The sequence below is a fragment of the Mesorhizobium sp. B4-1-1 genome (genome assembly GCF_006439375.1).
GTDB lineage: Bacteria > Pseudomonadota > Alphaproteobacteria > Rhizobiales > Rhizobiaceae > Mesorhizobium.
Genome location: NZ_VFTH01000008.1, coordinates 68,411 through 90,933 on the forward strand (window position 1 = coordinate 68,411; position 22,523 = coordinate 90,933).

24 protein-coding genes are annotated in these 22,523 nt (G+C 65.2%); 12 read left to right on the forward strand and 12 right to left on the reverse strand.

Annotated features, from left to right (window positions below):
* Positions 1-17 precede the first annotated feature (17 nt).
* From FJW10_RS13450 to FJW10_RS13465, 4 genes are all read right to left on the reverse strand, one after another.
* On the reverse strand, positions 18-2,456 hold the full coding sequence (locus tag FJW10_RS13450) for an FAD-dependent oxidoreductase (protein WP_140900464.1): 2,439 nt from the start codon (positions 2,454-2,456) through the stop codon (positions 18-20).
* 148 nt (positions 2,457-2,604) lie between these two features.
* The gene (locus FJW10_RS13455) at positions 2,605-3,603 is read right to left on the reverse strand and encodes a L,D-transpeptidase (protein ID WP_140900465.1); all 999 of its coding nucleotides are present in this window, start codon (positions 3,601-3,603) and stop codon (positions 2,605-2,607) included.
* A gap of 315 nt (positions 3,604-3,918) precedes the next feature.
* Positions 3,919-4,146: a hypothetical protein gene (locus FJW10_RS13460; protein WP_140541733.1), complete on the reverse strand. Its 228-nt coding sequence runs from the start codon at positions 4,144-4,146 to the stop codon at positions 3,919-3,921.
* A 63-nt stretch (positions 4,147-4,209) separates the two neighbouring features.
* Positions 4,210-5,097, reverse strand: a complete 888-nt coding sequence (locus FJW10_RS13465; RefSeq protein ID WP_140900466.1) for a transcriptional regulator GcvA — start codon at positions 5,095-5,097, stop codon at positions 4,210-4,212.
* A gap of 133 nt (positions 5,098-5,230) precedes the next feature.
* On the opposite strand from FJW10_RS13465, the gene FJW10_RS13470 reads away from it, so the two are divergent.
* The 3 genes from FJW10_RS13470 to FJW10_RS13480 all read left to right on the forward strand — a co-directional run bounded on the left by FJW10_RS13470 (position 5,231) and on the right by FJW10_RS13480 (position 6,950).
* A complete protein-coding gene (locus tag FJW10_RS13470; RefSeq protein ID WP_140900467.1) occupies positions 5,231-5,692 on the forward strand; it encodes a VOC family protein in 462 nt (153 codons plus the stop codon).
* Between the two features lie 31 nt (positions 5,693-5,723).
* A complete protein-coding gene (locus tag FJW10_RS13475; protein ID WP_140900468.1) occupies positions 5,724-6,455 on the forward strand; it encodes an SDR family oxidoreductase in 732 nt (243 codons plus the stop codon).
* A gap of 306 nt (positions 6,456-6,761) precedes the next feature.
* Complete coding sequence (locus FJW10_RS13480; protein ID WP_140900469.1) at positions 6,762-6,950, forward strand: hypothetical protein; 189 nt, start codon at positions 6,762-6,764, stop codon at positions 6,948-6,950.
* Positions 6,951-6,975: 25 nt separating this feature from the next.
* Here the strand turns inward: FJW10_RS13480 and FJW10_RS13485 are convergent, their stop codons facing one another.
* Entirely contained in the window at positions 6,976-7,734 is a 759-nt protein-coding gene (locus FJW10_RS13485; RefSeq protein WP_348639755.1) for a sulfotransferase, read from the reverse strand.
* A 185-nt stretch (positions 7,735-7,919) separates the two neighbouring features.
* Positions 7,920-8,813 carry a LysR family transcriptional regulator gene (locus FJW10_RS13490; RefSeq protein ID WP_140900470.1) on the reverse strand — a complete coding sequence of 298 codons (894 nt, stop codon included), beginning with the start codon at positions 8,811-8,813 and terminating at the stop codon, positions 7,920-7,922.
* Between the two features lie 177 nt (positions 8,814-8,990).
* On the opposite strand from FJW10_RS13490, the gene FJW10_RS13495 reads away from it, so the two are divergent.
* From FJW10_RS13495 to FJW10_RS13510, 4 genes are read left to right on the forward strand one after another with little or no spacing between them, the layout of a single operon-like run.
* Positions 8,991-10,193, forward strand: a complete 1,203-nt coding sequence (locus FJW10_RS13495; RefSeq protein WP_140900471.1) for an MFS transporter — start codon at positions 8,991-8,993, stop codon at positions 10,191-10,193.
* Positions 10,190-10,654, forward strand: a complete 465-nt coding sequence (locus FJW10_RS13500; RefSeq protein WP_140900472.1) for a cyclophilin-like fold protein — start codon at positions 10,190-10,192, stop codon at positions 10,652-10,654. Before FJW10_RS13495 ends, FJW10_RS13500 begins: the two co-directional genes overlap by 4 nt.
* Before the next feature lie 19 nt (positions 10,655-10,673).
* Positions 10,674-11,069, forward strand: coding sequence for a cupin domain-containing protein (locus tag FJW10_RS13505; RefSeq protein WP_140900473.1), 396 nt, complete (start codon positions 10,674-10,676; stop codon positions 11,067-11,069).
* A 42-nt stretch (positions 11,070-11,111) separates the two neighbouring features.
* A complete protein-coding gene (locus tag FJW10_RS13510) occupies positions 11,112-12,128 on the forward strand; it encodes a zinc-dependent alcohol dehydrogenase family protein (protein WP_140900474.1) in 1,017 nt (338 codons plus the stop codon).
* Here the strand turns inward: FJW10_RS13510 and FJW10_RS13515 are convergent.
* Positions 12,112-12,702, reverse strand: a complete 591-nt coding sequence (locus tag FJW10_RS13515; protein WP_140900475.1) for a hypothetical protein — start codon at positions 12,700-12,702, stop codon at positions 12,112-12,114. The two genes, FJW10_RS13510 and FJW10_RS13515, sit on opposite strands and share 17 nt — an antisense overlap.
* An 80-nt stretch (positions 12,703-12,782) precedes the next feature.
* Here FJW10_RS13515 and FJW10_RS13520 point away from each other — a divergent pair, with 80 nt between their 5' ends.
* Both FJW10_RS13520 and FJW10_RS13525 read left to right on the forward strand, forming a co-directional pair.
* Positions 12,783-13,313 (forward strand): cupin, encoded by a 531-nt coding sequence (locus FJW10_RS13520; RefSeq protein WP_140900476.1) that lies wholly within the window; start codon positions 12,783-12,785, stop codon positions 13,311-13,313.
* 1 nt (position 13,314) lies between these two features.
* Positions 13,315-13,926, forward strand: a complete 612-nt coding sequence (locus FJW10_RS13525; protein ID WP_140900477.1) for a dihydrofolate reductase family protein — start codon at positions 13,315-13,317, stop codon at positions 13,924-13,926.
* 22 nt (positions 13,927-13,948) lie between these two features.
* Here FJW10_RS13525 and FJW10_RS13530 read toward each other — a convergent pair whose 3' ends face one another.
* The gene (locus FJW10_RS13530; protein WP_140900478.1) at positions 13,949-14,308 is read right to left on the reverse strand and encodes a hypothetical protein; all 360 of its coding nucleotides are present in this window, start codon (positions 14,306-14,308) and stop codon (positions 13,949-13,951) included.
* 200 nt (positions 14,309-14,508) lie between these two features.
* Here FJW10_RS13530 and FJW10_RS13535 point away from each other — a divergent pair, with 200 nt between their 5' ends.
* Positions 14,509-14,823, forward strand: a complete 315-nt coding sequence (locus tag FJW10_RS13535) for an EthD family reductase (RefSeq protein ID WP_140900479.1) — start codon at positions 14,509-14,511, stop codon at positions 14,821-14,823.
* Here the strand turns inward: FJW10_RS13535 and FJW10_RS13540 are convergent.
* From FJW10_RS13540 to FJW10_RS13555, 4 genes are all read right to left on the reverse strand, one after another.
* On the reverse strand, positions 14,820-15,383 hold the full coding sequence (locus FJW10_RS13540; RefSeq protein ID WP_140831617.1) for a DNA-3-methyladenine glycosylase: 564 nt from the start codon (positions 15,381-15,383) through the stop codon (positions 14,820-14,822). The two genes, FJW10_RS13535 and FJW10_RS13540, sit on opposite strands and share 4 nt — an antisense overlap.
* Positions 15,384-15,425: 42 nt before the next feature.
* Positions 15,426-16,574 carry an amidohydrolase gene (locus FJW10_RS13545; RefSeq protein WP_140900480.1) on the reverse strand — a complete coding sequence of 383 codons (1,149 nt, stop codon included), beginning with the start codon at positions 16,572-16,574 and terminating at the stop codon, positions 15,426-15,428.
* 112 nt (positions 16,575-16,686) lie between these two features.
* A complete protein-coding gene (locus FJW10_RS13550; RefSeq protein ID WP_140900481.1) occupies positions 16,687-17,625 on the reverse strand; it encodes a GNAT family N-acetyltransferase in 939 nt (312 codons plus the stop codon).
* A 9-nt stretch (positions 17,626-17,634) separates the two neighbouring features.
* A complete protein-coding gene (locus FJW10_RS13555; protein WP_140900482.1) occupies positions 17,635-19,182 on the reverse strand; it encodes a winged helix-turn-helix domain-containing tetratricopeptide repeat protein in 1,548 nt (515 codons plus the stop codon).
* A gap of 186 nt (positions 19,183-19,368) precedes the next feature.
* On the opposite strand from FJW10_RS13555, the gene FJW10_RS13560 reads away from it, so the two are divergent.
* Together FJW10_RS13560 and FJW10_RS13565 are read left to right on the forward strand one after the other, a co-directional pair.
* Positions 19,369-20,127, forward strand: coding sequence for an alpha/beta hydrolase (locus FJW10_RS13560; protein WP_246674244.1), 759 nt, complete (start codon positions 19,369-19,371; stop codon positions 20,125-20,127).
* A 144-nt stretch (positions 20,128-20,271) separates the two neighbouring features.
* Positions 20,272-22,245 carry an EAL domain-containing protein gene (locus FJW10_RS13565; RefSeq protein WP_140900483.1) on the forward strand — a complete coding sequence of 658 codons (1,974 nt, stop codon included), beginning with the start codon at positions 20,272-20,274 and terminating at the stop codon, positions 22,243-22,245.
* The last annotated feature ends 278 nt before the right edge of the window (positions 22,246-22,523 follow it).

Below are 22,523 nucleotides of genomic sequence, written 5' to 3' on the forward strand. Positions count from 1 at the left end.
TTCGCAGGCCCCGCCTATTACATCCGCGCCCTGGCCGAGGTCGGGTCGTAAGGCGAATCCGCGATCACTTCGGCGGCCTTCCATTCGCCCAGGATCGCGACGTCGAGCTTCGTGCCGGGTTTGGAAAATAGTTCGGGCAGCAGCGCCAGCGCCACGTCATGCCCGAGCGCATAGCCGTAGCCGCCCGACGTGATGCGCCCGACCAGCGCGCCGTCGCTGTAGAGTCCTTCATTGGCAAGGGAGCTTGCGCCTTCGGTGTCGATCCTGAGCGTCACCGAGCGGCGCTGGTCGTTGCGCTCCTTGTATTTCAGCACCGCGTCGCGCCCGACGAAGTCGCCCTTGTCGAGGCGGATGAAGCGCTCCAGCCCGCTCTCCAGCGCGTTGAGCTCGGGATTCATGTCGCGGTACATGGCGCGATAGGACTTCTCGAGCCGGAGCGACTCCAGCGCGTGCAGCCCGACCAGCCGCAGACCGTGCTTCTCGCCTTGCTTCAAGATCGCGTCGAGCAATTGACGCTGATAGGGCAGGGGATGGTAGAGCTCCCAGCCCAACTCGCCTTCATAGTTGACGCGCAGCAGCCGCACGTCGCTGGCCAGAGCCACATTGCCGGTCTTGACGCCGAACCACGGAAAACTTTCGTTGGAAAGGTCGATCTCGGTGAGCGGCTGCAGCACCTCGCGCGCCTTGGGTCCGACGACCGTGAAACAGCCGCGATCGTTGGTGACGTTCTTCAGGCTCACGCTGCCATCGGCGGGGAGCAGCCTGGACAGATCGTCGAAGTTCCAGCGCTCGGCGCGCGGCGTCGAGATCAGGTAGAACAGGTCATCGCCGAGGCGCGCCACCATATATTCCGCCTGCACGCCGCCGTTGGCGGTAAGCTGATGCGCCAGCGTCACCTTGCCGACCGCCGGTAGACGGTTGGCGATGATCCGGTCAAGCCAGGCGGCCGCGCCTCGTCCCGACACTTCGAACTTGGTCATCGGAGTCATCTCGACCAGGCCGACGGCGTTGCGCACAGCGAGCACCTCCTCGCCGACGAGGTTGCCCTTCGGCGTCCAGCGCCAGCTAAACTGGTCCTTGGCCTCGACCCCGTCGCGCGCGAACCAGTTGGGCATCTCCCAGCCATTGAGCACGCCCCAGACGGCGCCGAGCTCGGTCAGCCTGTCATAGGAGGGCGCGGTCTTTTGCGGCCGCGCGGCGGGCATGTCCTGTCCGGGATATTTCTGCTCGGCATGCGTGCCCCAGGCCTCGCGCACCTTTTCGCGCGTCCATTCCTTGTTGGCGTAGTCGCCGAAGCGGCGTGGATCGAGATCGGAGGTGTCGATACTGTTGCCGCCTTCGACGATCCGCTCCGACAGATTATAGCCGATCGTGCCGCCCCACAGGATGCCGCCCGGCACGCCTTCGGCCAGCCACACATTGGGCAGGCCCCAGGCCGGACCCATCAAGGGCAGCTCGTCCGCCGTCATCTGGAAGGGGCCGCGCACATTGGCCTTGATGCCGACGCGTCCGAGCGCCGGGACGAGCTGAAGCGCCTGTTCCCAGTTCCACGCCACCGCGTCGAAATCCTCTTCCAGCAGGTCGGCGCCGAACCAGGACGGCACGCCATCCTCGGCGAACAGCTTCAGGTTGGCAGTGCGTTCGTAAGGTCCGAACATCAGGCCGTCGCCTTCCTCGCGCAGATAGCCCTCAAAACCTTCGTCGCGCAGGATAGGCATTTCGGGCCGGCCAGCGCGTTTGCGCTCGACCACTTCCGGCACGGCTTCGGTGATCCAGTACTGGTGCAGGATCGGGATCGCCGGGATGTCGAGGCCGAGCAACGCGCCGGTCTGGCGCGCGTAATTGCCTGTGGCCGTGATCACGTGCTCGCAGGTGATGTCGCCCTTGTTGGTCTCAACCAGCCACTCGCCGCCCGGCGTCCGTTTGAAGCCGGTGACCTCGGTGTTGAGATAGACCTTGGCGCCGAGATCGCGCGCGCCCTTGGCCATGGCATGCGTCACGTCGGCCGGCGCGATATGGCCGTCATCGGGATGGTAGAGCGCGCCGAGCATCTTTTTGTTGTCGAGCAGCGGCCAGAGCTTGCGCGCCTCGTCGGGCGTCAGCAACTGCGCCCGCATGTTCTGCACCTCGGCGACGCTCATATAGCTTTTGTATTCGTCGAGCCGGTCCCTGGAATTGGCGATGCGCAACTGCCCGCATTTGTGCCAGCCGACCGGCTGCCCGGTCTCGGCCTCGAGCCCTTCATAGATCTCGATGGTCTTGTTGATCATCCGCCCGACATTGATGTTGCGGGCGTAGGACGGGATCAGCCCGGCCGCATGCCATGTCGAGCCGGCGGTCAGTTGCGTGCGCTCCAGCAGCGCGACGTCCGTCCAGCCGCGCTTCGCCAGCCCATAAAGGATACCGGCGCCGACGCATCCGCCGCCAACGATCACCACCCGCGCATGTGTCTGCATCAAACCACCGAAACTGTATCATTGTTGAACGAGCGCCGCCGAAACTACAGGCGGGGAAAGCCCGTGTAACGTCTTCAAAAACTGGGGGTCATGATAAGCTGGATTTATGCAGCAGGTTACAACTCGGCGGCCTCGACCTGCCGGCATTTCATTGCGCCTGCCCGTCTTGCGCCGTCTCCTGCTCGAAGTCGACTTTGGTGCCGGGCTTGACCATGGCGGCGAGGTCTTCGGCATCCCAGTTGGTCAGCCGGATGCAGCCATGCGAGAAGGTCGTGCCGATCTTGCCCGGATCGGGCGTGCCGTGGATGCCGTAGCTTTCGATCGACAGATCGATCCAGACGATCCCGACCGGATTGTTCGGCCCCGCGGCGACGGTGAAGGGCCGCTTGCTCCTCACCCCCTTGAAGGCGAACTTCGGATTGTAATGATAGGCCGGATTGTGGACGACGCGCTTGACCTCCGCCGCGCCGCTCGGCGCCGGCTTTTCCTCGCTGCCGATCGAGGCGGGATAGACCGCGAGCGCCTTGCCTGACGCATCGAGCGTGCGCACCTGGCGCGTGCCCTTGTCGACCTCGACGCTGGCGACGGTCGCGGGAGGATCGCCGCGGCCGATATCAGGCACCACCAGCGTGGTGTCGGCCCTCCTGAAACCGATTTTTGGATTGAGCAGCCTCAGCAATTGTTCGCTGACATGGAAGCGCTCCGCCAGTTTTTCCCGCGCGTTGCGATAGCCGAGCCGCTTCAGATGCGCCATCCGCTCCATGCGGGCGGGGATGCGCCTGGTGAACGGCCCGCGCACATCCTTGGCCGTGACCTCGTAGCTTATCAGCACCGGGCCGGCGAAAGTCGCCGCCAGCTTGTCCCAGGTATCCCGGGTGAGCTTGCCGTCGGAGGGCAGTCCGTTCGCCGCCTGGAAGGCCGCGACGGCCTTGGAAAAATTGTCGGAAAGGCGGCCGTCGATCAGACCGGGGGAGAAGCGGGCGCGATCGAGAAGGATCTGCGCTCTGAGCACCATCGGATCCACGCCCTTCGGCTCGCCCTCGCCGAATTGCGCCTGGTTGACAGCAGCGAGGTCGAGCTTGGCTGCCAACGTCCCGCCGCAAGCGAGCGCGAGCGCCAATGCAACGACAACAAGCAGCTTGACCATCGACGTCACTCCAGGATCACGACAAGAGCCTGTCCCTATGACGCGGGACGGCCGATGTGGTTCCTGTCGCGGGGAGCCGCACGAAGATCATCGCGAGTGTGCGCTTTCTCCCATATACATTTGAATTTTAAGCCGGAAACCAGTTTCCAGGAACGCACAGAACTGGCATTATTGTGTCAGGGCCTGCGCATTTTTCTCATTCCATGGCCCCTCGTCCTGGTAACCGGCGGCTCCCCAACGCCCCCGCCATGCCGTCGGTTGCCCTGTTGAGCGCTTTCCGGTCTGAGCCCCATGGGCTCCGGCGGCAGCGGCTGGTCATCGGCTGGAATTGAGCTTCTGGATGCGCCCCTTATCCAGTCGGAATACGCCGTCCGTGCCGCCCTGGAGCTCGAAATCGGTTTGAAGCTCATCCCATGAGCCGAGATATTTGCCGCACTCAGCGCAATGGATCGCCGTTTCGGGTTGAGCATCGGCCGGAATTTGCAAACGGATAGTGCCGCAAAACGGGCATTCCAATTTGTGATCCAGATACTCGCCAGCCATGGTTGCGCAACATCGCGCAATCGGCACGTCTTCGCAAGGCTGGGATTTTGGCAAGCCTTTGCTTCAGCCCGGCCCGATCTCCTCAAACAGCCAATCGCGAAACGCCTTCACCTTGCGCTGGCGGATCGCCTCCGGCGGGTAGACGAGGTAAAAGCTGGAGACCGCTTTCAGCGCATGGTCGAACGGCCGCACCAGCCGGCCGGTGGCGAGGTCGGCCGAAACCAGCATGGTGCGGCCGAGCACCACGCCTTCGCCCTGCACCGCCGACTCCACCGCGAAGGTGGCGGAGTCGAAGGTGAGGCCGCTGTTCGGGTCGATGCCCTCGACGCCGGCACTGGCCAGCCACGCCGCCCAGTCGATGCGGTAGCCGTCGCGGATCAGCGTGTGGTGCCTGAGGTCCTCGGGCCGCTTCAGCGGATGCGGACCCTCCAAGAGCTTCGGGCTGCAGACGGGAAACACCTCCTCGCCGGTGAGGAATTCCGACGTCAGCCCGTGATAGTGCCCGCCGCCATAACGGATAGCGACGTCGATGCCGTCGCCGCGGAAATTGGTCAGCTTGCCGGTGGTCGAGACGCGCACGTCGATGTCGCCATGCGCGCGGTGGAAACGATAGAGCCTCGGCACCAGCCACTTGCCGGCAAAGCCGTCCGAGGTGCTGACATTCAGCGTCGAACCCGAATGGCGCGAGGTCGCCGTGTGCGTCGCCAGCGCGAGCTGGTCGAGCGTCTCGCGCACGGCCAGCGCATAAGGCTCGCCGACCGGGGTGAGCCGCACCGAGCGCGTGGCGCGTTCGAAGAGCTGCACGCCGAGCTGCTCCTCCAGATGTTTTATTGCCCGGCTGACGGCGCCATGGGTGAGATTGAGCTCGTCCGCGGCCCTGGAAAAATTCAGGTGCCGGGCGGCAGCCTCGAAGGCCGGGAGGGCATTGAGCGGCGGCAGTCTGCGGGTCATGGCCAGATCGATTTGTGAGTGTTGGTAACAAATCCTTGCCAAACTTTGGTTTGTCCGTCGAGCTTTTTCCAGCCAAAAATCCTCACAGAATTTGTGATCAACACTCACTTCAGATCAAACCTGCGAGGACATCATGGCCACCGTTCACCCTTTCCTCTGGTTCAACCTGGACGCCGAAGTCGCGCGCGACTTCTATCTGTCCGTTTTCAGGAACGGTCGCGCGCTGCAGAGCATCGAGTTCACCGACAAGCCGCACGCGATCTTCGACTTCGAACTGGAAGGCCAGCGCTTTACCGCTTTGAATGCCGGCGGCGTGCCGCCCTTCAACGAGCGCATCTCGCTCTACATCGAGACTGAGGACCAGGCCGAGACCGACTATTTCTGGAACGCGCTGACCGCCGACGGCGGCTCGGAACAGCCCTGCGGCTGGCTGAAGGACAAATTCGGCGTCTACTGGCAGGTCATTCCCAGCGAAGCCCTGCGGCTGATGAACGACCCGGACCGCGAAAAGGCCGGCCGAGCGCGGCAGGCGATGTATTCGATGAAGAAGATCATCCTCGCCGACATCGCGGCCGCCCACGCCGGCCGCGCCTGAACATCCCACAATTGAAGAACGGAGAAGACCTATGGCCAGTCTCACGGGAAAGAAGCTCATTGTCGTCGGTGGCAGCTCCGGCATCGGTTTCGGCGTCGCGGCCGCGGCGCTGGAAAACGGCGCCGAAGTCGTGATCGTCGGCCGCTCGGTGCAAAAACTGAAGACCGCCGAAAAGCGGCTCGGCGGGGCAGGGCGCGTGACTGGCATCGCCGCCGACATGGCCAATGAGGCAGAGGTGTCCCGCTTGTTCGAGGCAGCCGGCACCTTCGATCATCTGGTGGCGACGGCCGGCACGCCACCGCCCAATTATCCGATCGGCGAGACCGACATGGATTTCGTACGCGGCTTCGTCGACGGCAAGCTGATCGGCGCGGTGATGCTGGCCAAGCATGCCGTGCGCACGCTGAACAAAGGCGGCTCGATGATCTTCACCTCCGGCATCAACAAGGATCGCCCGCCGGTCCCGGGCGGCTCGGTGGTCGCGGCGGTCGCCGGCTCTTTCAGCTATTTCGCCCGCGCGCTGGCGCTGGAGCTTGCGCCGATCCGCGTCAACATCGTCTCGCCCGGCTGGGTCGACACCGAGATGTGGGACGAGATCGTCGGCGAGGCTAAGACAGGCTATTTCGAGCAGATGGGCGCGCGTATCCCGGCGGGAAAAATCGCCAAACCCGCCGACATCGCACCCGCCTATCTCTATCTGATGCAGAACGAATTCATGACCGGCGAGACCGTCCACATCGACGGCGGGCAGCGGCTGGTGTGAGCGGGCAGGGCCGGATCTCTGCTGAGGATCCGACCTCATCCATCGCCGCCGCAAGGGCCGGGCGTCGCCTTCCGGACCTTCGCCGCGCAATGGCGTTTCCGGCCGAACGCTAATATACAAGACGCTCGAATGAGCAGCGCCTCCGCTTCGTCGAGGAATGCCATGCGAAGGGTCATCGTCACAGCCATGTGGATTGGCGCCGCGACAGGCGCCAACGCCCATGACTGGTACGAAAACAAGGTTGACCCGGTAACCAACTTCAAATGCTGCGGCGGCTCGGATTGCCGCCCCATACAGGAGTCTGCCGTGCAATCCAGGGCCGACGGTGGCTATGTCTATCTTCCCGATGGTTTCAACATCCCGCGAGAGCGCGTGCAGGAATCGCCGGACGGCCGCTACCATATCTGCGAGAACCATTACGTCATAACCGACCAGCCCTATCTGCGCTGCTTCTTCGCGCCGCGGCTCAAGGTCTCGCGGCTGCTCCCGCGCTGATCAAACGATCGCTCCTCGACTACGCTTAGGTCTGGTGATCGACATCAGCCGAATGCTCGGCCTGCGCGTATCCGAAATAGTCCATGATTTCCCGCGCTTCGCCGGCGTCGAAACGGCAAGCCACTTCCGTCGGCAGCCTGGATCGCCAGCCGCCCCTATAATCGGTGATCGGCTGGTTCACCTGGGCGTGCCGGCGAGCGGAATGCGCCGTGCGAACCGCCTTTTCCCGCCCCCATACAACAGGCTGCTTGTGATAGTTCAGAATGCCCGGATCGAAGGCCACGCCGATGAAGCGGCACAGCCGTTCGATGGAAAGCGCCGGCGATTCGATGAAGTCCTCATAGCGCCACAGGATGCTTTCGCCCTTTTCGACGCGCAGCATCGAGGCCTTGCTGTCGGCGATCCATCTTTGGAAAGCCTTGTCGAAATCGCCCTCGTAACGCTGTCCGAGCGAAGCCACGACATCCCTGCCGTCGCGCGTGACGACGATAAAGCGCGCGCCCGGGATCGTCTCGATGATCTGCCTTGTGTAGTGGATATGATTGGGAGTCTTTTCAACCCAGACGCTGCGGCGTGAAATGGCCGCCTGCAATAAGACCAGGCTTAGCTTGGTCCATCGCGCCCCGTTTGGCGAGACAAAAGCGCTTGTCTCGCGTCGAATGGCGAAAACATCCGGATGGCCAGCCAGTATCCGGGCGAGCAAGGTCGATCCCGTATGCCCACAACCGCAAATGAATATGGAAACCTTGGGCTTCGGAAGAAGCCGCACCACACCCCTATGCACGATTTTTTATTCTCCCCCGGAAATTTTAATGAACCTTCTTCTTCCGGAGATTGCAATAGGAAATGCTTATATGGGGGTCGGCGATGAACAGCTGATTGCCGCTGACGACAGTGACCTGGAGGGCGGGGGCAAGCGCCGGACGTCCGGCTGGTCCAGCCGGTGGAAACGACCAGGACGTTCTGCCGTCAAACGCGGTGCCGAAGCGCCGCGACGATCACCGCCATCGCCGGCGAGAGCTGGCGCCGGCTTGGGTAGTAGAGGTGGTAGCCCGGAAAGGGCAGGCTCCAGTCGTCGAGAACGAGCCTCAGCCGGCCCTCGGCCACATGCTGGCTGACGAGGTCTTCCGGGACATAGGCTATGCCGTAGCCGGCGAGTGCGGCCTCGACCATGGGGATAGTCGTGTTGAAGGTAAGTTGGCCCTCCACCCGAACCCTGAGCTCGCGGCCCTTTTTCTCGAACTCCCACGCATAGAGCCCGCCGAATGTCGTCTGCCGCAGGCAGATACAGTCATGCGCGACCAGGTCCTGCGGCGCTTTCGGGATGGGGCGGCGCGAAAAATAGTCCGGCGAAGCGACGGCCACCAGCCGCCAGTCGGCGCCGATGCGCACCGCGATCATGTCCTTGTCGACGTTCTCGCCGAGCCGCACGCCGGCGTCGAAGCGCTCCTCGACGATGTTGCGCATGCCGTTGTCGCTGTAGAGCTCGACGCGCAGGTCGGGATAGTCGCGCAGCATCGGCTGCAGCTTCGGCCAGACAACCATCCGCAGCGCATGGTCCGACAGCGTGATACGCACCGTGCCGGCAGGCCTGTCGCGGAAGGCGACCAGGCTCGACAGGTCGGACTCTATGCCTTCGAACCGCGGGACAAGCGACTGGTAGAGCCGCTCGCCTGCTTCCGTGGGCGCCACGCTCCGCGTCGTGCGGGTCAGCAGCCGCACGCCGAGCCGCGCCTCCAATTGCTTGATGGTATGGCTGAGCGTCGATTGCGACGTGCCGAGCTCTGCCGCCGCCCTGGTAAAGCTGCGCTCCCTGGCCACCGTCAGGAACCACAGCAAATCCTTCAGATTCTCGCGCTGCATGGGCACAATCCTGGCTCGGGCGCTCGTTCTAGCTCTGGCGGTTCGTGGCCACCACTCGTCAATTTATATCAAAAATGGATAAGTCCATGCAGATTGCAACGGCTAATGCGAATAGTGCCAGTGATCTATATAGCCGTCAGCGAAATGACTGGAGGGCCCGACGGCGGGTCGCGGCATATGGATACGACCTACGACCGCCAATTGGCGAAAGCCCAAGCGGTGAAAGCGCCCAGTGCCTGGGGAGCGGTGACATGCCTGTCGCTGCTCACCTTTGTGCTGGTGGCGTCGGAGTTCATGCCGGTCAGCCTGCTGACTCCGATCGCCGATGAACTCGCCATCTCGGAAGGGCAGGCCGGCCAGGCGATCTCCGTCTCGGGCTTCTTCGCGGTCCTTACCAGCCTGTTCGGCAGCGCGCTCTTGTCGCGGCTCGACCGGCGGACCGTCATTGTCCTCTACACGGCCATCCTCGTGGTCTCCGGCCTGGCGATCACCTTCGCGCCGAACTATCTCGTCTTCATGCTCGGCCGGGCCCTGATCGGCGTGTCGATCGGCGGCTTCTGGTCCTTGTCCACCGCTATCCTGGCCCGCCTCGTGCCTGGCTCCGACCTGCCCAGGGCAATTGCCATGCTGCAGGGCGGAACGGCCTTTGCCACGGTGATCGCGGCGCCGCTCGGAAGTTTTCTCGGCGGACTGATCGGCTGGCGCGGCGCCTTCTTCATCGTCGTCCCGATTGGCCTCCTCGCGATCGTCTGGCAGCTTGCCGCCTTGCCGAAAATGCCCGCGGGTGAGCAGGCTTCGGTCGGCAAAATGCTGGGCCTGCTCGGCAATCGCGTCTTCGCCATCGGCATGGCGGCCACCACGCTCGCCTTCATGGGCCAGTTTGCACTCTCCACCTATCTTCGCCCCTTCCTCGAAGGCGTCACCGGCCTGGAGGTGAATACGCTGTCGCTGGTGCTGCTTGGCCTCGGGCTCGCCGGCCTTGTCGGCGCGTCGCTCGTCGGCTTCATTCTTCGCACGCATCCTGGCGTGGTGCTGGTCGGCCTGCCAACGGTTCTGGCGATCATCGCGTTGCTGCTGATCGCGCTCGGCCCGTTCGCCATCGCGACCGCCGCCCTGCTGATCGCCTGGGGCCTGTTCACCACGCCGATTCCCGTCGCCTGGAACACCTGGATGGCCCGGGTGATCCCGCACGATCTCGAGGCGGGCGGCGGGCTGCAGGTCGCGCTGATCCAGTTCGCCATCACCTTCGGCGCGTTCGCGGGCGGGCTGCTGTTCGACGCGGCCGGCTGGTGGGGCCCATTCGCGCTCGGCGCCGTGCTGCTTCTCGGTTCGGCGCTGCTTGCCGCCGCGGCGACAGCGCGCGGGAGCAACCATCGATGACGCGACAACCGGTCAGCCGGCGAACGCTGCTCTGCGCCGCGCTTGCAACCGTGGTCGCGCCGCGGTCGGCCAACAGCCAACAGGGCAGGGATCCGGCCAACCAGGAGCCGACCGACATGAGAATCAGGATGACGTTCGATGGCCGGACCATGACCGCCACGCTCCACGACAATCCTTCGGCGCGGGACTTCTTCTCGATGCTGCCGCTCGACCTCAAGATCGAGGACTACGCGCACAACGAGAAGATCGCTTACCTGCCGCGCAAGCTGACCGGGGAGGGCAGCGGTCCATTCGGCAACGAGCAGCCCTACGATCTCTGCTATTTCATGCCCTGGGGCAATCTGGCGATGTTCTACGCCGACTATCGCCATCCTGGGCTGACCAGGCTCGGCCGCTTCGACGAGGGCCAGGAGGGCTTGCACGGTCGCGGCGCTTTCCCGCTTCACATCGAACGCATTTGACGACGTAAAGGAGATTACCATGGACATTCTTCGCGCAGGCACCAGGCCTTCCGGCAAGGGCCCTTCCGACTGGTTCACCGGCACGGTGCGGATCGATCCCCTCTTCAACCCCTTCGACGCCGCGCGTGTGCAAGGCGCGCAGGTGACTTTCGAGCCCGGCGCCCGCACCGCCTGGCACACGCACCCGCTCGGACAGACTCTGATCGTCGTTGCCGGCCTCGGCCGCGTGCAGCGCGAGGGCGGCCCCGTCGAGGAGATCCGGCCGGGTGACGTCGTCTGGTTCGCGCCTGGCGAAAAACACTGGCACGGCGCGTCCCCCGCAACCGCCATGACCCACATCGCCCTCCAGGAGGTCAAGGACGGCAAGGTCGTCGACTGGCTGGAACACGTCAGCGACGCCGATTACGGCGCCTGAGCTTCCTGCCCGACCCTGTCTGATTGAACGAAAGGAAAGCAAATGCTCGCAACCGTTCTTCACAAGCCCGGCGACATCCGCTGCGAGGAAGTCGCCGATCCGAAAATCCTGCGCTCGACGGACGCCATCATCAAGCTCTCGGCCAGTTGCATCTGCGGCTCGGACCTGTGGCCCTATCGCGGGCTGCAGCCGGTCGACGGCCCGCAGCACATGGGTCATGAGTATTGCGGCATCGTGGTCGAGGTCGGCAGCGAGGTGCGCAATGTCCGTCCCGGCCAGTTCGTCGTCGGCTCCTTCTGCCTCTCCGACAACACCTGCCCGCATTGCCGTTTCGGCTTCCAGTCGTCCTGCGAGCAGCGCGAGTTCATGAGCGGCGCCCAGGCGCCTTATGCCCGCGTGCCGCTGGCCGACGGGACGCTGGTGGCGACTCCCGAGGTTCCGCCGGCCGAACTGGTACCGGATCTTTTGGCCGTCTCCGATGTGCTCGGCACCGGCTGGTACGCGGCCGATGCGGCCGAGGTCCGCGAAGGATCGACGGTGGTTGTCGTCGGCGACGGCGCTGTCGGCCTCATGGGCGTGCTGGCGGCCAAGGAGATGGGCGCCGAGCGCATCATCGCCGTGAGCCGCCACGCGAGCCGCCAGAAGCTGGCTCGCGAGTTCGGCGCCACCGACATCGTGGCCGAGCGTGGCGAGGAAGGCATTGCGCGCATCAAAGAGCTTACCAGGGGCATCGGCGCGGATTCGGTGTTGGAATGCGTCGGCACGGGAGAATCCTTCGACCAGGCGCTGGCCTGCTCGCGGCCCGGCGGCACGATCGGTTATGTCGGCGTGCCGCATGGCGTGAGCTTCGACGGCCAGCGCCTGTTCTTCGGCCAGAAGCGCATGTTGGGCGGTCCGGCGCCGGTGCGCCGCTTCCTGCCCGACCTGATGGAACGCGTGCTGCAAGGCCGCATCAAGCCCAGCACGGTCTTCGACCTCAAGCTGCCGCTGGCCGAGGTGGCGGAAGGCTACCGCGCGATGGACGAGCGTCGCGCCGTCAAGGTCATGCTCGAGGTCTAGGTTTCGCCGGCAGGTGGCCGCGAGCCCTCGGCAGTCGGGCCGAGGACCCGCGCATGTCAGTGCCGGGGCACTTCGGCCCACAGTTTGGTGGCAAAGCCGCGCTGTCGAGCACCCATGGCTGGCCGGTGATCACCGCCTTGCCAGCCGCGCATTTGTAGGCATAGACGGCGTCGTGTCCCGTCGCGAAGGCCGGCACGACGTCCCCATTCGGGTTGGTCCTGCAGAACTCGTCCGCGCCGGGATTGTCGCGCGCGGCGTTCATCTTCGCGCAGGGCAGGTTGGCGCCGACGAAGCAGGCCAGCAGCTTGCCGTTCATGCAGCGATAGTTGGCTTGCGTCGCAAGCTCCGATTCCTGCGGCGCGCTCTTGGCCTCCGGAAACAGCTTCTTGAACGCCTTGACGGTGCCGGCGTGAAGCGCGTGCGAATAGGGGCGGACCGTGTCGTCATTCTTCACCTGGCGGCAGAGCTTATGGAGATCCTGCGCAGGCGCCGCCGTGGCGTTGCCGGCGGCAGCGGCGGTAAAGGCAACTGCCGATGCAAAAAGGCCGATTGCCGAAAGACGAAATGCAGCCATTGTGACCTCCTCGGACTGGCCGGAGCAAAACCCGCGGAAAACCGTTAGGTCCGATTAAGACCATGCAGGAAGCCGCAAGGATGGCACAATCTGTCAACAAAAAGGAACCGCTCGCCTTCCGCTTTGCCGATGACGGGCTGGTGCCCAACCATCCGCGCTGGCCGATGCTCGTCTATCCCGGCGCGGTGCAACTGCCGAATGACGCCGATCCCGCGGCCGTCTTCGAGGATATTTTTGGCGCCAATGGCTGGGGCGACAGCTGGCGAGACGGCATCTACGGCTTCGTCCACTATCATTCGCGCATCCACGAGGTGCTGGGCATCGCGCGCGGCGCCGCCGAGGTCCGCTTCGGCGGCGATAAGGGCAAGGTGCTCAAGGTCAAGGCGGGCGACGTGGCGCTGCTGCCGGCCGGCACCGGCCATCAGCGCCTGTCCGCCTCGGTCGACCTTCTGGTGGTCGGCGCCTATCCGCCTTTCGGCACATATGATCTGTGCCGGAGCGCCGAGCAGCACGCCGAGGCGCTGCGCACCATCCCGGCTGTCGGCCGGCCGGACAAGGATCCGGTCCATGGCGGCGACGGGCCGCTGCTGAAAGCATGGAGCGAAGGCTGAAATGGCAAGGATCGTCGCCATCGAGCATCTGACGCTGGACGGTGTTTTCCAGGCGCCGGCGCGCGCTGATGAAGACACGCGCAACAGTTTTGCGCATGGCGGCTGGGGCATTCCGGGCAGCGACCCGCAGATGCAGGAGGTCATCGGACGCGCCATGGCCGGCGGCTGGTCGCTGCTCGCCGGCCGGACGACCTATGAGGATCTTCACGAAGCCTGGGCTGTCCGCCAGCCAGCCAGTCCGATGACCAGGGCGCTGACCGGCGCGCAGAAATTCGTCGCCTCGCATGACGCCGGCTACGAACCGCGCTGGGAGAATTCGACGCTGCTTGCCGGCGATGCCGGGGAGGCCGTGCGCGCGCTTAAGCAAGGCCACGACAAGACGCTGGTCATGTTCGGCAGCGGCAAGCTGCTGCGCGCGCTGATGCGGCACGGGCTGATCGATGAGCTGGTGCTGATGGTCCACCCGCTGGTGCTGGGGGAAGGCTCGCGCCTTTTTGAGCCGGGGCAGACGCCGTCGGCGCCGAAGCTGTCGGACCTGGTATCGACCGCGACGGGCGTGGCGATCCTCACCTACGCGTTCGACGGGGAGGGCGCGGCGGAGCGGCCGCGGTAGAAACCGGGCCGCGGCCCACCGCCTACGGATAATGCGTCTTCTTCGGCGCGTAGGTCGACGGATCGAAATCCAGTTCCTTCGGCAGCGGCTGGCTCGAGCACTGCAGATGTATCTGGCGGGCGAGCAGCCGTCGCTGCTGCTGCTCGTGCTCCTTGGCGGCCGCGACGAGCCCCATGCTGTAGGGGCCAACCAGCACGCCGAAGCCCCAGCCGGGGTTCTGCTTCTCGCGGGTGGCGTAATCCGAGGCCGCTTTGCGGGCCTGCTGGCATTCCGGCGAAGCCCATTTCGGATCCTGCTGGGGAAGCGAGGCGCCATAGTCGACTGGGGAGGATACGCACCCAGCCGCTGCCGCGCTCAGCGCGACGATGACCGCAATTTTCATCGTTTGAGTCTCTGCTAATTTAGGGCGAAGACTACACGGAACGCGTCTTCGCACAAGCGAGATGGTTTCGAAAGCGGATGGAAGGACCGAGAGCCGCATCGTCGCACTTCGAGCCCGGTTCCCGGATTCTTTTCAACGCCCCGTTCCATTTCCGCCCGCCATTTCGTCCTTGGTTCGTCCACGCAAAAAGGAGAACCGCAATGGCTGGAATGATCGTCATCTACAAGCAGCCGGCGGACGCGCAGGCGTTCGACAAGCATTATTTCGAGACGCACATACCGCTTGCCAAGAAAATTCCGGGTCTCAGGAAATACGAGGTCAGCCGGGGACCTATCACGGTGCTGGCCGGCCCATCCGACATCTACCTGATCGGGGTGCTGCATTTCGACGATCTCGACGCCATGAAGAAGGGTTTCGCGAGCCCGGAAGGAAAAGCGGCGGGCGCTGATCGCCGGCTTTACGCACCTGACGAGTCGGGCGTCCAGATGTTCATTTTCGACAGCAGGGAAGTTTAGAACCTGCGGCTGAGATAAGCCGATCCGCCGAGGCCAAAGCGCCACTCGGCTTCCACGCCCTTGGTGAGGCCGATCCGGCGACCCGCGAGGATCGCGGCCGGGTCGGCTTCGGAACGGGCGAATTCGAAAGGTGGCGCGGTCAGCGGCAGCCGGTTGTGCGAGCTGTCGATGCCCAGCGCCTGGCAAAGCTTGCCGGGGCCTGAGCAGAGCAGCCGCTCGTCGTCCATTCCGCGCCGCGCGCGCATGGCGGCGATACCGGACTGCGGTTGGATTGCTCGGATCAGCACCGCGCTGCCCGGCAGGCACACCGCGTTCAGGCACCAATGCAGTCCGTAGGAGCGGTACACGTAAGCGGAGCCGGGCGCGCCATACATCGGCGCGTTGCGCGGCGTGCGGCCGCGAAAGCTGTGCGAGGCGGGGTCGTCGGGCCGGTACGCCTCTGTCTCGACGACGATGCCGCCGACGCCACTGAGCTCAATCCTCGCGCCGATCAGCGCGCGTGCCACGACAACCGCGTCGCGGGCGAAGAAATCGGCGGCGGAGCCAGCACTAAATGGCATGGTGATTGACGTCGATCGGGCAGGCCATCTTTGGCGCGCCGCTCAGCCCAAAAGGTTGCGCGCCGTGCGCATGAAGATGCGCGAGCCGATCGGGATGAGGTCGTCGGGGAAATCATAGTCGGGATTATGCAGCGAGGGGGTGCGTTCGCCGGCGCCGAGGAAGAACATCGCCGACCTGGCATTATGGCCGAAAATGCCGAAGTCCTCCGAGGCGCGCATCGGCAGCGCCGCCTCGCTGCGTAAAACGCCTTCCTCGTCGAGCGCGCGGTTGAGATGCTCCACCGCGTCCGGCGCGTTGACGCTGGCAACGAAGATTTCATGATAGTCGAAGCGCACGGCAAGGCTGTGCCTGGCGGCGATTTTTGCCGCAAGCGCTTCCGCGGCGGCGACCTGTTCGGCCATACGCTCGTCGCGGCGCGTGCGCAGCGTCGCCCACACTTCCGCGTAGCCGGGCGCGATGCCGAACACGGCTTCGCCCATCACGCAATGGGTGACGGTCACCATGCCGAAATCCTCATCAGCGAAGGTCCCGCTCCCGAGCACTGGGAGCGCCGGCATCAGCTCGCTCACCGCCGGCATCGGCGAGGTGCCGGTTTCCGGCATCGAGGAATGCGCGGTCTTGCCCTCGAGCACGATGCGCATGCCGCGCGAGGCGCAGTTGACGGTGCCGGCCTTCAGCCGCGCCTCGCCGAACGGCACGCCCGGCAGATTATGCAGCGAAAACGCGAAATCAGGCTGAATCTCGCCGAAGCGCGGATCGGCGACAACGCCGGCCGCGCCGTTGCCGGTTTCCTCGGCCGGCTGGAACATCAGGACTACGCGGCCTCGCGCCGGCCTTTCGCGTCCGAACTGGCGGCCGAGCGCCGCCAGGATCGCGGTGTGCCCGTCATGCCCGCACATATGCGACTTGCCTGGCACCTGCGAGCTATGCGCGACGCCCGAAAGCTCCTCGATCGGCAGCGCGTCGAGCTCCGACCGGAACAGCACCGTCGGCCCGGCCTGCCCGCTGTCGTAGACCGCCGCCACGCCGTGGCCGCCGAGCCCCGTCAGCACTTTGTCCGGTCCCGTATCGGCGAGGAAGGCAACGACCTCGCTCGCCGTCTTCTGCTCCTCGTTCGAGATTTCCGGCTGCCGATGTAGCTTGCGCCGCCATTCGGTCAGCTCGACGATGTCTCGATTGGTGAGGGTCATGGGTTGGGGCTCCGATTGGCTTGCCGGTCACACAAACACGATAGGGTTTTTCTCGCGCCGTGCCATGCCGATCAATTCCGATGGTCCATCGGCTTTCGCAAAATCAATGCCGCTATCTGACCGCCTTCACCTGCGGCAGGTCGCGACTGATCGGGCGAAAGCCGACGCCGTAATACATGTTCCGGGCGGCCGGATCCGCCGGCGCGCCGCGGCAGGCGATCAACATGCGCGTGGCGCCCGCGGCTTTCGCCAGCCGCATGCCGTGCAATTGCAAGGCGGTGCCCAGTCCGCGCCGGCGAAAAACGCGATGCGTGCCGACAGGTTCGAATTCGGCGGTCCGCGTCGTCTCGTCCAGCCAGATGATCGCGGTGGCGGCCAGCGTGCCGTCGGGCGCGGCGATGAGCACATGCAGGTCGCCCCGGTACGGCCACGTCCGCCGCACCCGCTCCAACGCCGCCTCGTTGAAGCGCGACTTATGCCAGGCCTGGCGATGCGCCTCTACCGCATCGGCCGCCGAAACGTCGTTCGCGTTGAGGAAACGGAAGCCTTCGGGCAGCGCCGGATCGGGCAGGTCGGTCAATTCCCGCGTGTTGAACTGCGCCCAGGACCCGTTATCCGCGCCGGCTTCCGCGTCGAAGGCGTAGCCATGCGCGGCGACGATCCGCTGCGCCTCGATGTCGGCGGATTGCACTGTCAGCAACTGGTCGACACCGCCGGCGACGTCATCGTACCAGTCGAGGATTTCCCCAAGCAGCGCGGCGCGGTCCGGATGCGTCTGCCAGGTCAGGTTGGCGGTCTCGATCTCGTGCACCGTGCCGTCGCCGCGCGGCACCCGATGGTGCAGGCAGGCCCATCCCCATGCCACCAACCGCCCATCCACGAACCACAGCCGGTGCCGCCAGAAGGGGGCGAGCGCATCGAAATCCTTGGCCCAGACCCAGGCCAACTCGCCGATTGTCGCATCCCCGTTGAGCAGTTCCGGCCGCAGCGCCGTCACGTCCTGGGCGAGGCCTTGCATCAGCCTGAGCTCGGTCGGGCCGGGTTCTTCCATCCTGATCGCCTATTCCGGCAATCCGGCCAGCCGCAGCGCGCCGGTCACCTCGTCGACGATCTCCGGCGCGAAGCCCACCGCCTTCGACCAGCCACCGATGGTGAAATGCGGGTCGAGGGCCGTCAGCCGCGCGCCTGCGGCCCTGGCCTCCTCGATGCGTCCGAGCCTTGCCAGCGGCGCCGCCAACCAGCCGTGCAGGACGCTGAAGCCAGGTGTCATCTCCACCGCGCGCCGGCCCGCGGCGACCGCCTGCTCGTGCTGGCCGGCCAGGAAATTGCCGAAGCCGATAATGCCTTGCGGCACGCAGTTCATGGCGTCCAGCGGCGACAGTCGTAGCGCCTGCTGGCCCCAGTCGATGGCTCGCCGCGCGTCGCCGCCATAGGCTACCGAAACGCAGCCGAAAGCATAGACGAAGGCGCAGGAGGCGCTGAGCGAAAGCGCTTGCGAGAACGCCTCGTCGGCGAGCTTGCGATCATGCTCGACCATGCCGATGGTGAAGCCGGCCAGCGCCAGCGCCATCGCGTCGCCTGAGCCATGCTCGATCGCCGCATGGGCGTGGCGGGTCGCCTTGTCGCGGTGCTCGGCCTGGAAGCCGCCGCGTATGAACAAGGTCTGATGCGCCCAGGCGGCGAAGCCGTGCGCCAGCGCGTAATCGGGCTCGATGGCCAAGGCCTGGGCGAGCAGCGGCAGCCCTTTGGCGGCGCCCTGCGGCATGAAGGTGTAGACATCGGGCAGCGCGCGCAGGAAGAGATCGTAAGCGTCGAGGCTATCGGGCCGCTTGCGCCTGACGCGCTCGATCTCGGCGCGGCGCAGATTGGGCTCGATCGCCGCCACCACGGCGATGGTGATCTCGTCCTGCAGCGCGAACACGTCGGTGAGGTCGCGGTCGTAGCGCTCGGCCCAAAGGTGGCTGCCGTCCTCCGCGTCGATTAACTGGCCGGTGATGCGCACTCGGTTGCCCATCTTGCGCACCGAGCCTTCCAGCACATAGCGCACCCCGAGCTCGCGCCCGACCTGCTTCACGTCGACAGCGCGGCCTTTGTAGGTGAAGCTCGAATTCCGAGCGATCACGAACAGCCAGCGGATGCGCGACAGGCCGGTGATGATGTCCTCGACCATGCCGTCGGCGAAATAATCCTGCTCCGGATCGCCGCTCATGTTCTGGAAGGGCAGCACGGCAATCGAGGGACGGGCGGGAATTTCGGGGCGGGGGGCAGCTTGCTCCGCCGTGGCGGTGCCCTGCGCGCCGTCCTCGCGCACCGTGCCGACGAAGCGCAGACCCCGGCGCAGGATGGTGCGGATCAGCCGCTGGTCCTCGCCATTGTCGCCAAGCGCGCCGCGGGCGGCGTTGACGCGGCTGGCCAAGGTGGCGTCGGAGACGATGCGCCCCTGCCATACGACGTCGACCAGATCGTCCTTGCTCACCACCCGGTCGCGGTTGCGGATGAGGTGCTGCAAAAGATCGAACACCTGTGGCTCGACGGGGATCAGGTCGTTGCCGCGGCGCAGCTCGCGCCTGTCCCCGTCCAGAACGAAATCCTCGAAATGATATGGCAATGCCTGCTCCACCCGCCGGAAAAACGCCGGCTCCGATAGTCTAGCCGGCTGTTGGGCGCAAAATCAAAGCGATCTCAAGGGAAAATCAAGAGATCCTGAAGGCGGCCTGAAAGCGAACCCGACCGCTCCGTCGCATAGTCCTCCTGCAAGCAACGCAAACAACGCTTTTGAACAGGAGAACTCAAAATGTCTACCGCTGCAATCATCGCTTCCGCCGCCCTGGCCCTCGGCGTCGCCGCCGCCGGAACGGCAAATGCCCAGCCTGCGAAATCCGTCGTCCTCGTGCATGGCGGCTTCGTCGACGGTTCCGGTTGGGACGGCGTCTACAAGATACTTAAGAAGGACGGCTACGACGTCACCATCGTCCAGAACCCGACCACATCGCTCGCCGACGACGTCGCGGTCACCAAGCGCGCCATCGCCGCAGCCAAGGGCGACGTCATCCTGGTCGGCCATTCCTATGGCGGCGTCGTGGTCTCGGAAGCCGGCACCGATCCCAAGGTCAAGAGCGTCGTCTACATCGCGGCTTTCGCGCCGGACGCCGGCGAGTCGGTCTCCTCGCTGATCGCCAACCCGCCTGCTGGCGCTCCGGTGCCCCCGATCCTGCCGCCCGTCGACGGCTTCCTGATGCTGGACAAGGCGAAGTTCGCCGCCTCCTTCGCCGCCGACGTCAAGCCCGAACTCGCGTCCTTCATGGCCGACTCGCAGGTTCCGTGGGGTGTGGCGGCGCTCGAAGGCAAGGTCACCCAGCCGGCCTGGAAGGTGAAGCCGTCATGGTACCTCGTCGCCACCGACGACCACATGATCCCGCCGCCGGCACAGCGCCAGATGGCCAGCCGCGCCAAGGCGACGACGGTGGAAGTGGCCGGCAGCCACGCCGTCTACGTCTCCAACCCCAAGGCCGTCGCCGACCTTATCGAAAAGGCCGCCGCCGCGAAAAACTGAAACCGCTTTATCCTTGCGAACAGCCCGGACGCCTGGCGGCGCCCGGGCTTCCGGCTGCCGCGCCGGCCCCTGATCGAGAAATGCACCGTAAACCGCTGAAATCCTTAACACGATTTTCATTCCGCTCGCCTAACCACTATGGCCATGACAGGGCATGATGAGCGGCTGCTTGCAGGTCTCTCCTCCGAGGGACACAGCGAAGCCGTGGAAGCAGGCATCCTGCGCGACCAGCTTGCGGATCTGAGCAAGTGCGTCTTCATCTCGATGCCCATAGGCACGGTGCTCTCGGCCTTGATCCTGGCGGTGCAGCTTTTGTCGGGCGGCGGCCTTGCCGCGGTGCTGTGGTTTATCGCGATCGCCTTGATCAATGGCGCGCGTGTGGTGCTTGCCGTGGCTCAGTCGGATGCTGCCGACGACAGGCCCGAGGCGGTGGGCGCGCGGCTTTCCCTCTATGGCGTGCTGGCGCTCGCCTCGGGCGTCGCCTGGTCTTTCCTGGCGCTGCTCAGCGACGGATACACCACGCCGCAGGCGCCGCTCTATCTGATCGTGCTTGCCGGCACCTCGGCCGGTTCGGTCACTTATGGAACCTCCTACGCGCCGGCTTCGATCAACTTCATCGTGCTGCCGCTTCTCACCGCCGCCGGCTGCGTGTTCGCGCAAGGCGGCGTCGAAAATGGCGTGCTCGCCTTCACGATCCTGCTTTTCCTCGGCGGCATGATCAGGAGCGCGCTGCTCGGACAGTCCCGTTTCCGTGAGACCAGCCGCCTCAAATACGAGGCGCGCGAATTCGCCGCCGAGATGGAGCGCAATTCCAGGCGGGACCCCCTGACCAACCTTCTCAACCGCTACGGGCTGGAGCAGGCGATCGCCAAGCTCGGTCTTTCCGACGGCCCGTTCGTCGCCATGCTGATCGACCTCGATGGCTTCAAATCCGTCAACGACACCTATGGCCACAACATTGGCGACGATCTTTTGGTCAAGGTGGCGCGCCGGATCGAGGACCACGCCCCGCGGGGCGCTACGATCGCGCGCATCGGCGGCGACGAGTTCGTGCTGCTTTTCTCCGCCGACAGGTGTCCGCAGCAGGCCGGCGAGCTTGCGTCGGTCATCATCGCGGCCATCGCCAATCCGGATCCGGAGCTGAATTCGGTGCGCGTCGGCGCCTCGATCGGCATCTATCAGGCGGAAAAGCCGCGCCTGACGGAAATGCTGCTCAAGGCCGATTTCGCGCTCTACGCGGCCAAGCGCGGCGGCAGGAACGAATATTGCCTGTTCGACGCGGGGCTCGACGCCGCGCTGGAACGCAAGAACCGCATCGAGCGCGACCTGCGCGGCGCGATCGAGGCAGGCCGGCTCTGCTCCTGGTTCCAGCCGCTGGTGCGGCTCGACAGCAGCGCGGTCGTCGGCTTCGAGGCGCTGCTGCGCTGGCATCATGACGTCCATGGCGCTATCTCGCCGCCCGAGATCGTTACCGCCGCGCGCGAAACCGGCCTGCTTTCGCTTCTTACCGAGACGGTGTTCCTCAACTGCTGCGGCATGATCGGCGAACTCGTGAAGCAGGGGCGCGGCGATGTTCGGGTCGCGATGAACCTTTCGCCGCGCGAGCTCGAGGCCGGCAATGTCGACGACATGATCCTTACCGGCCTGCGGGCGAACAATGTGCCCGCCGCGATGCTCGAGATCGAGATCACCGAAGAGGCGCCGGTCGATCGCGACCGGGTCGACGAAAAGGTCGGGCGCCTGGCGGATGCCGGCATATCGATCGTGCTCGACGATTTCGGCACCGGCTTCTCGACCCTGGTGTCGCTGAAGGACAGCCGCATCCGCAAGATCAAGATCGACAAGGATTTCGTCCGCGACCTGGCGAAATCCGTCGAAGACCAGGCGCTCGTCGAGGCGGTCATCGGCCTTGGCCGGACGCTGGGGATCGAGGTGATGGCCGAGGGCGTCGAGACCGACGCCGACCGCATGATCCTGCGCTCGCTGGGCTGCATGATCGCGCAGGGCTATCTGTTTTCGGCCGCATTGCCGATGCGCGACGCGCTGGCCTTCGACGCCGCTGCCGCTGAGGTTATTTTCGAGCCGTTGCGCAATCCTCGCAGCGGCAACGCCGCGTGATGGGTCGCTCGCCCGTGACCCAGCAGGCAAGCAGCCTCGAAAGGGTAGGGTTGCCGTGAGGCGCGGCACTCGGAGCGGCGGAGCGCTCCGGGGGTGTGACGGGCGTGACTGATCGGCCGAGGCTTGATTGCCACGTGGTTCCCCCAATCCGTCGCTGCTTCGCAGCGCCACCTTCCCCCTCCGGAGGGAAAGGAAGGGAGCCTTGCTGGACGAGCGCGGCAAAAAGCTTGGCGCCTTTCCTCTACCCCGTCGATCGGGGGAGAGGTGGCTCGGCGAAG

Bases quoted from the DNA above. Each gene is read 5' to 3' on its own strand.
- FJW10_RS13450 (WP_140900464.1), bottom strand. From the start codon at position 2,456: ATGCAGACACATGCGCGGGTGGTGATCGTTGGCGGCGGATGCGTCGGC.
- FJW10_RS13455 (WP_140900465.1), bottom strand. From the start codon at position 3,603: ATGGTCAAGCTGCTTGTTGTCGTTGCATTGGCGCTCGCGCTCGCTTGC.
- FJW10_RS13460 (WP_140541733.1), bottom strand. From the start codon at position 4,146: ATGGCTGGCGAGTATCTGGATCACAAATTGGAATGCCCGTTTTGCGGC.
- FJW10_RS13465 (WP_140900466.1), bottom strand. From the start codon at position 5,097: ATGACCCGCAGACTGCCGCCGCTCAATGCCCTCCCGGCCTTCGAGGCT.
- FJW10_RS13470 (WP_140900467.1), top strand. From the start codon at position 5,231: ATGGCCACCGTTCACCCTTTCCTCTGGTTCAACCTGGACGCCGAAGTC.
- FJW10_RS13475 (WP_140900468.1), top strand. From the start codon at position 5,724: ATGGCCAGTCTCACGGGAAAGAAGCTCATTGTCGTCGGTGGCAGCTCC.
- FJW10_RS13490 (WP_140900470.1), bottom strand. From the start codon at position 8,813: ATGCAGCGCGAGAATCTGAAGGATTTGCTGTGGTTCCTGACGGTGGCC.
- FJW10_RS13495 (WP_140900471.1), top strand. From the start codon at position 8,991: ATGGATACGACCTACGACCGCCAATTGGCGAAAGCCCAAGCGGTGAAA.
- FJW10_RS13500 (WP_140900472.1), top strand. From the start codon at position 10,190: ATGACGCGACAACCGGTCAGCCGGCGAACGCTGCTCTGCGCCGCGCTT.
- FJW10_RS13505 (WP_140900473.1), top strand. From the start codon at position 10,674: ATGGACATTCTTCGCGCAGGCACCAGGCCTTCCGGCAAGGGCCCTTCC.
- FJW10_RS13510 (WP_140900474.1), top strand. From the start codon at position 11,112: ATGCTCGCAACCGTTCTTCACAAGCCCGGCGACATCCGCTGCGAGGAA.
- FJW10_RS13515 (WP_140900475.1), bottom strand. From the start codon at position 12,702: ATGGCTGCATTTCGTCTTTCGGCAATCGGCCTTTTTGCATCGGCAGTT.
- FJW10_RS13520 (WP_140900476.1), top strand. From the start codon at position 12,783: ATGGCACAATCTGTCAACAAAAAGGAACCGCTCGCCTTCCGCTTTGCC.
- FJW10_RS13525 (WP_140900477.1), top strand. From the start codon at position 13,315: ATGGCAAGGATCGTCGCCATCGAGCATCTGACGCTGGACGGTGTTTTC.
- FJW10_RS13530 (WP_140900478.1), bottom strand. From the start codon at position 14,308: ATGAAAATTGCGGTCATCGTCGCGCTGAGCGCGGCAGCGGCTGGGTGC.
- FJW10_RS13535 (WP_140900479.1), top strand. From the start codon at position 14,509: ATGGCTGGAATGATCGTCATCTACAAGCAGCCGGCGGACGCGCAGGCG.
- FJW10_RS13540 (WP_140831617.1), bottom strand. From the start codon at position 15,383: ATGCCATTTAGTGCTGGCTCCGCCGCCGATTTCTTCGCCCGCGACGCG.
- FJW10_RS13545 (WP_140900480.1), bottom strand. From the start codon at position 16,574: ATGACCCTCACCAATCGAGACATCGTCGAGCTGACCGAATGGCGGCGC.
- FJW10_RS13550 (WP_140900481.1), bottom strand. From the start codon at position 17,625: ATGGAAGAACCCGGCCCGACCGAGCTCAGGCTGATGCAAGGCCTCGCC.
- FJW10_RS13560 (WP_246674244.1), top strand. From the start codon at position 19,369: ATGTCTACCGCTGCAATCATCGCTTCCGCCGCCCTGGCCCTCGGCGTC.
- FJW10_RS13565 (WP_140900483.1), top strand. From the start codon at position 20,272: ATGACAGGGCATGATGAGCGGCTGCTTGCAGGTCTCTCCTCCGAGGGA.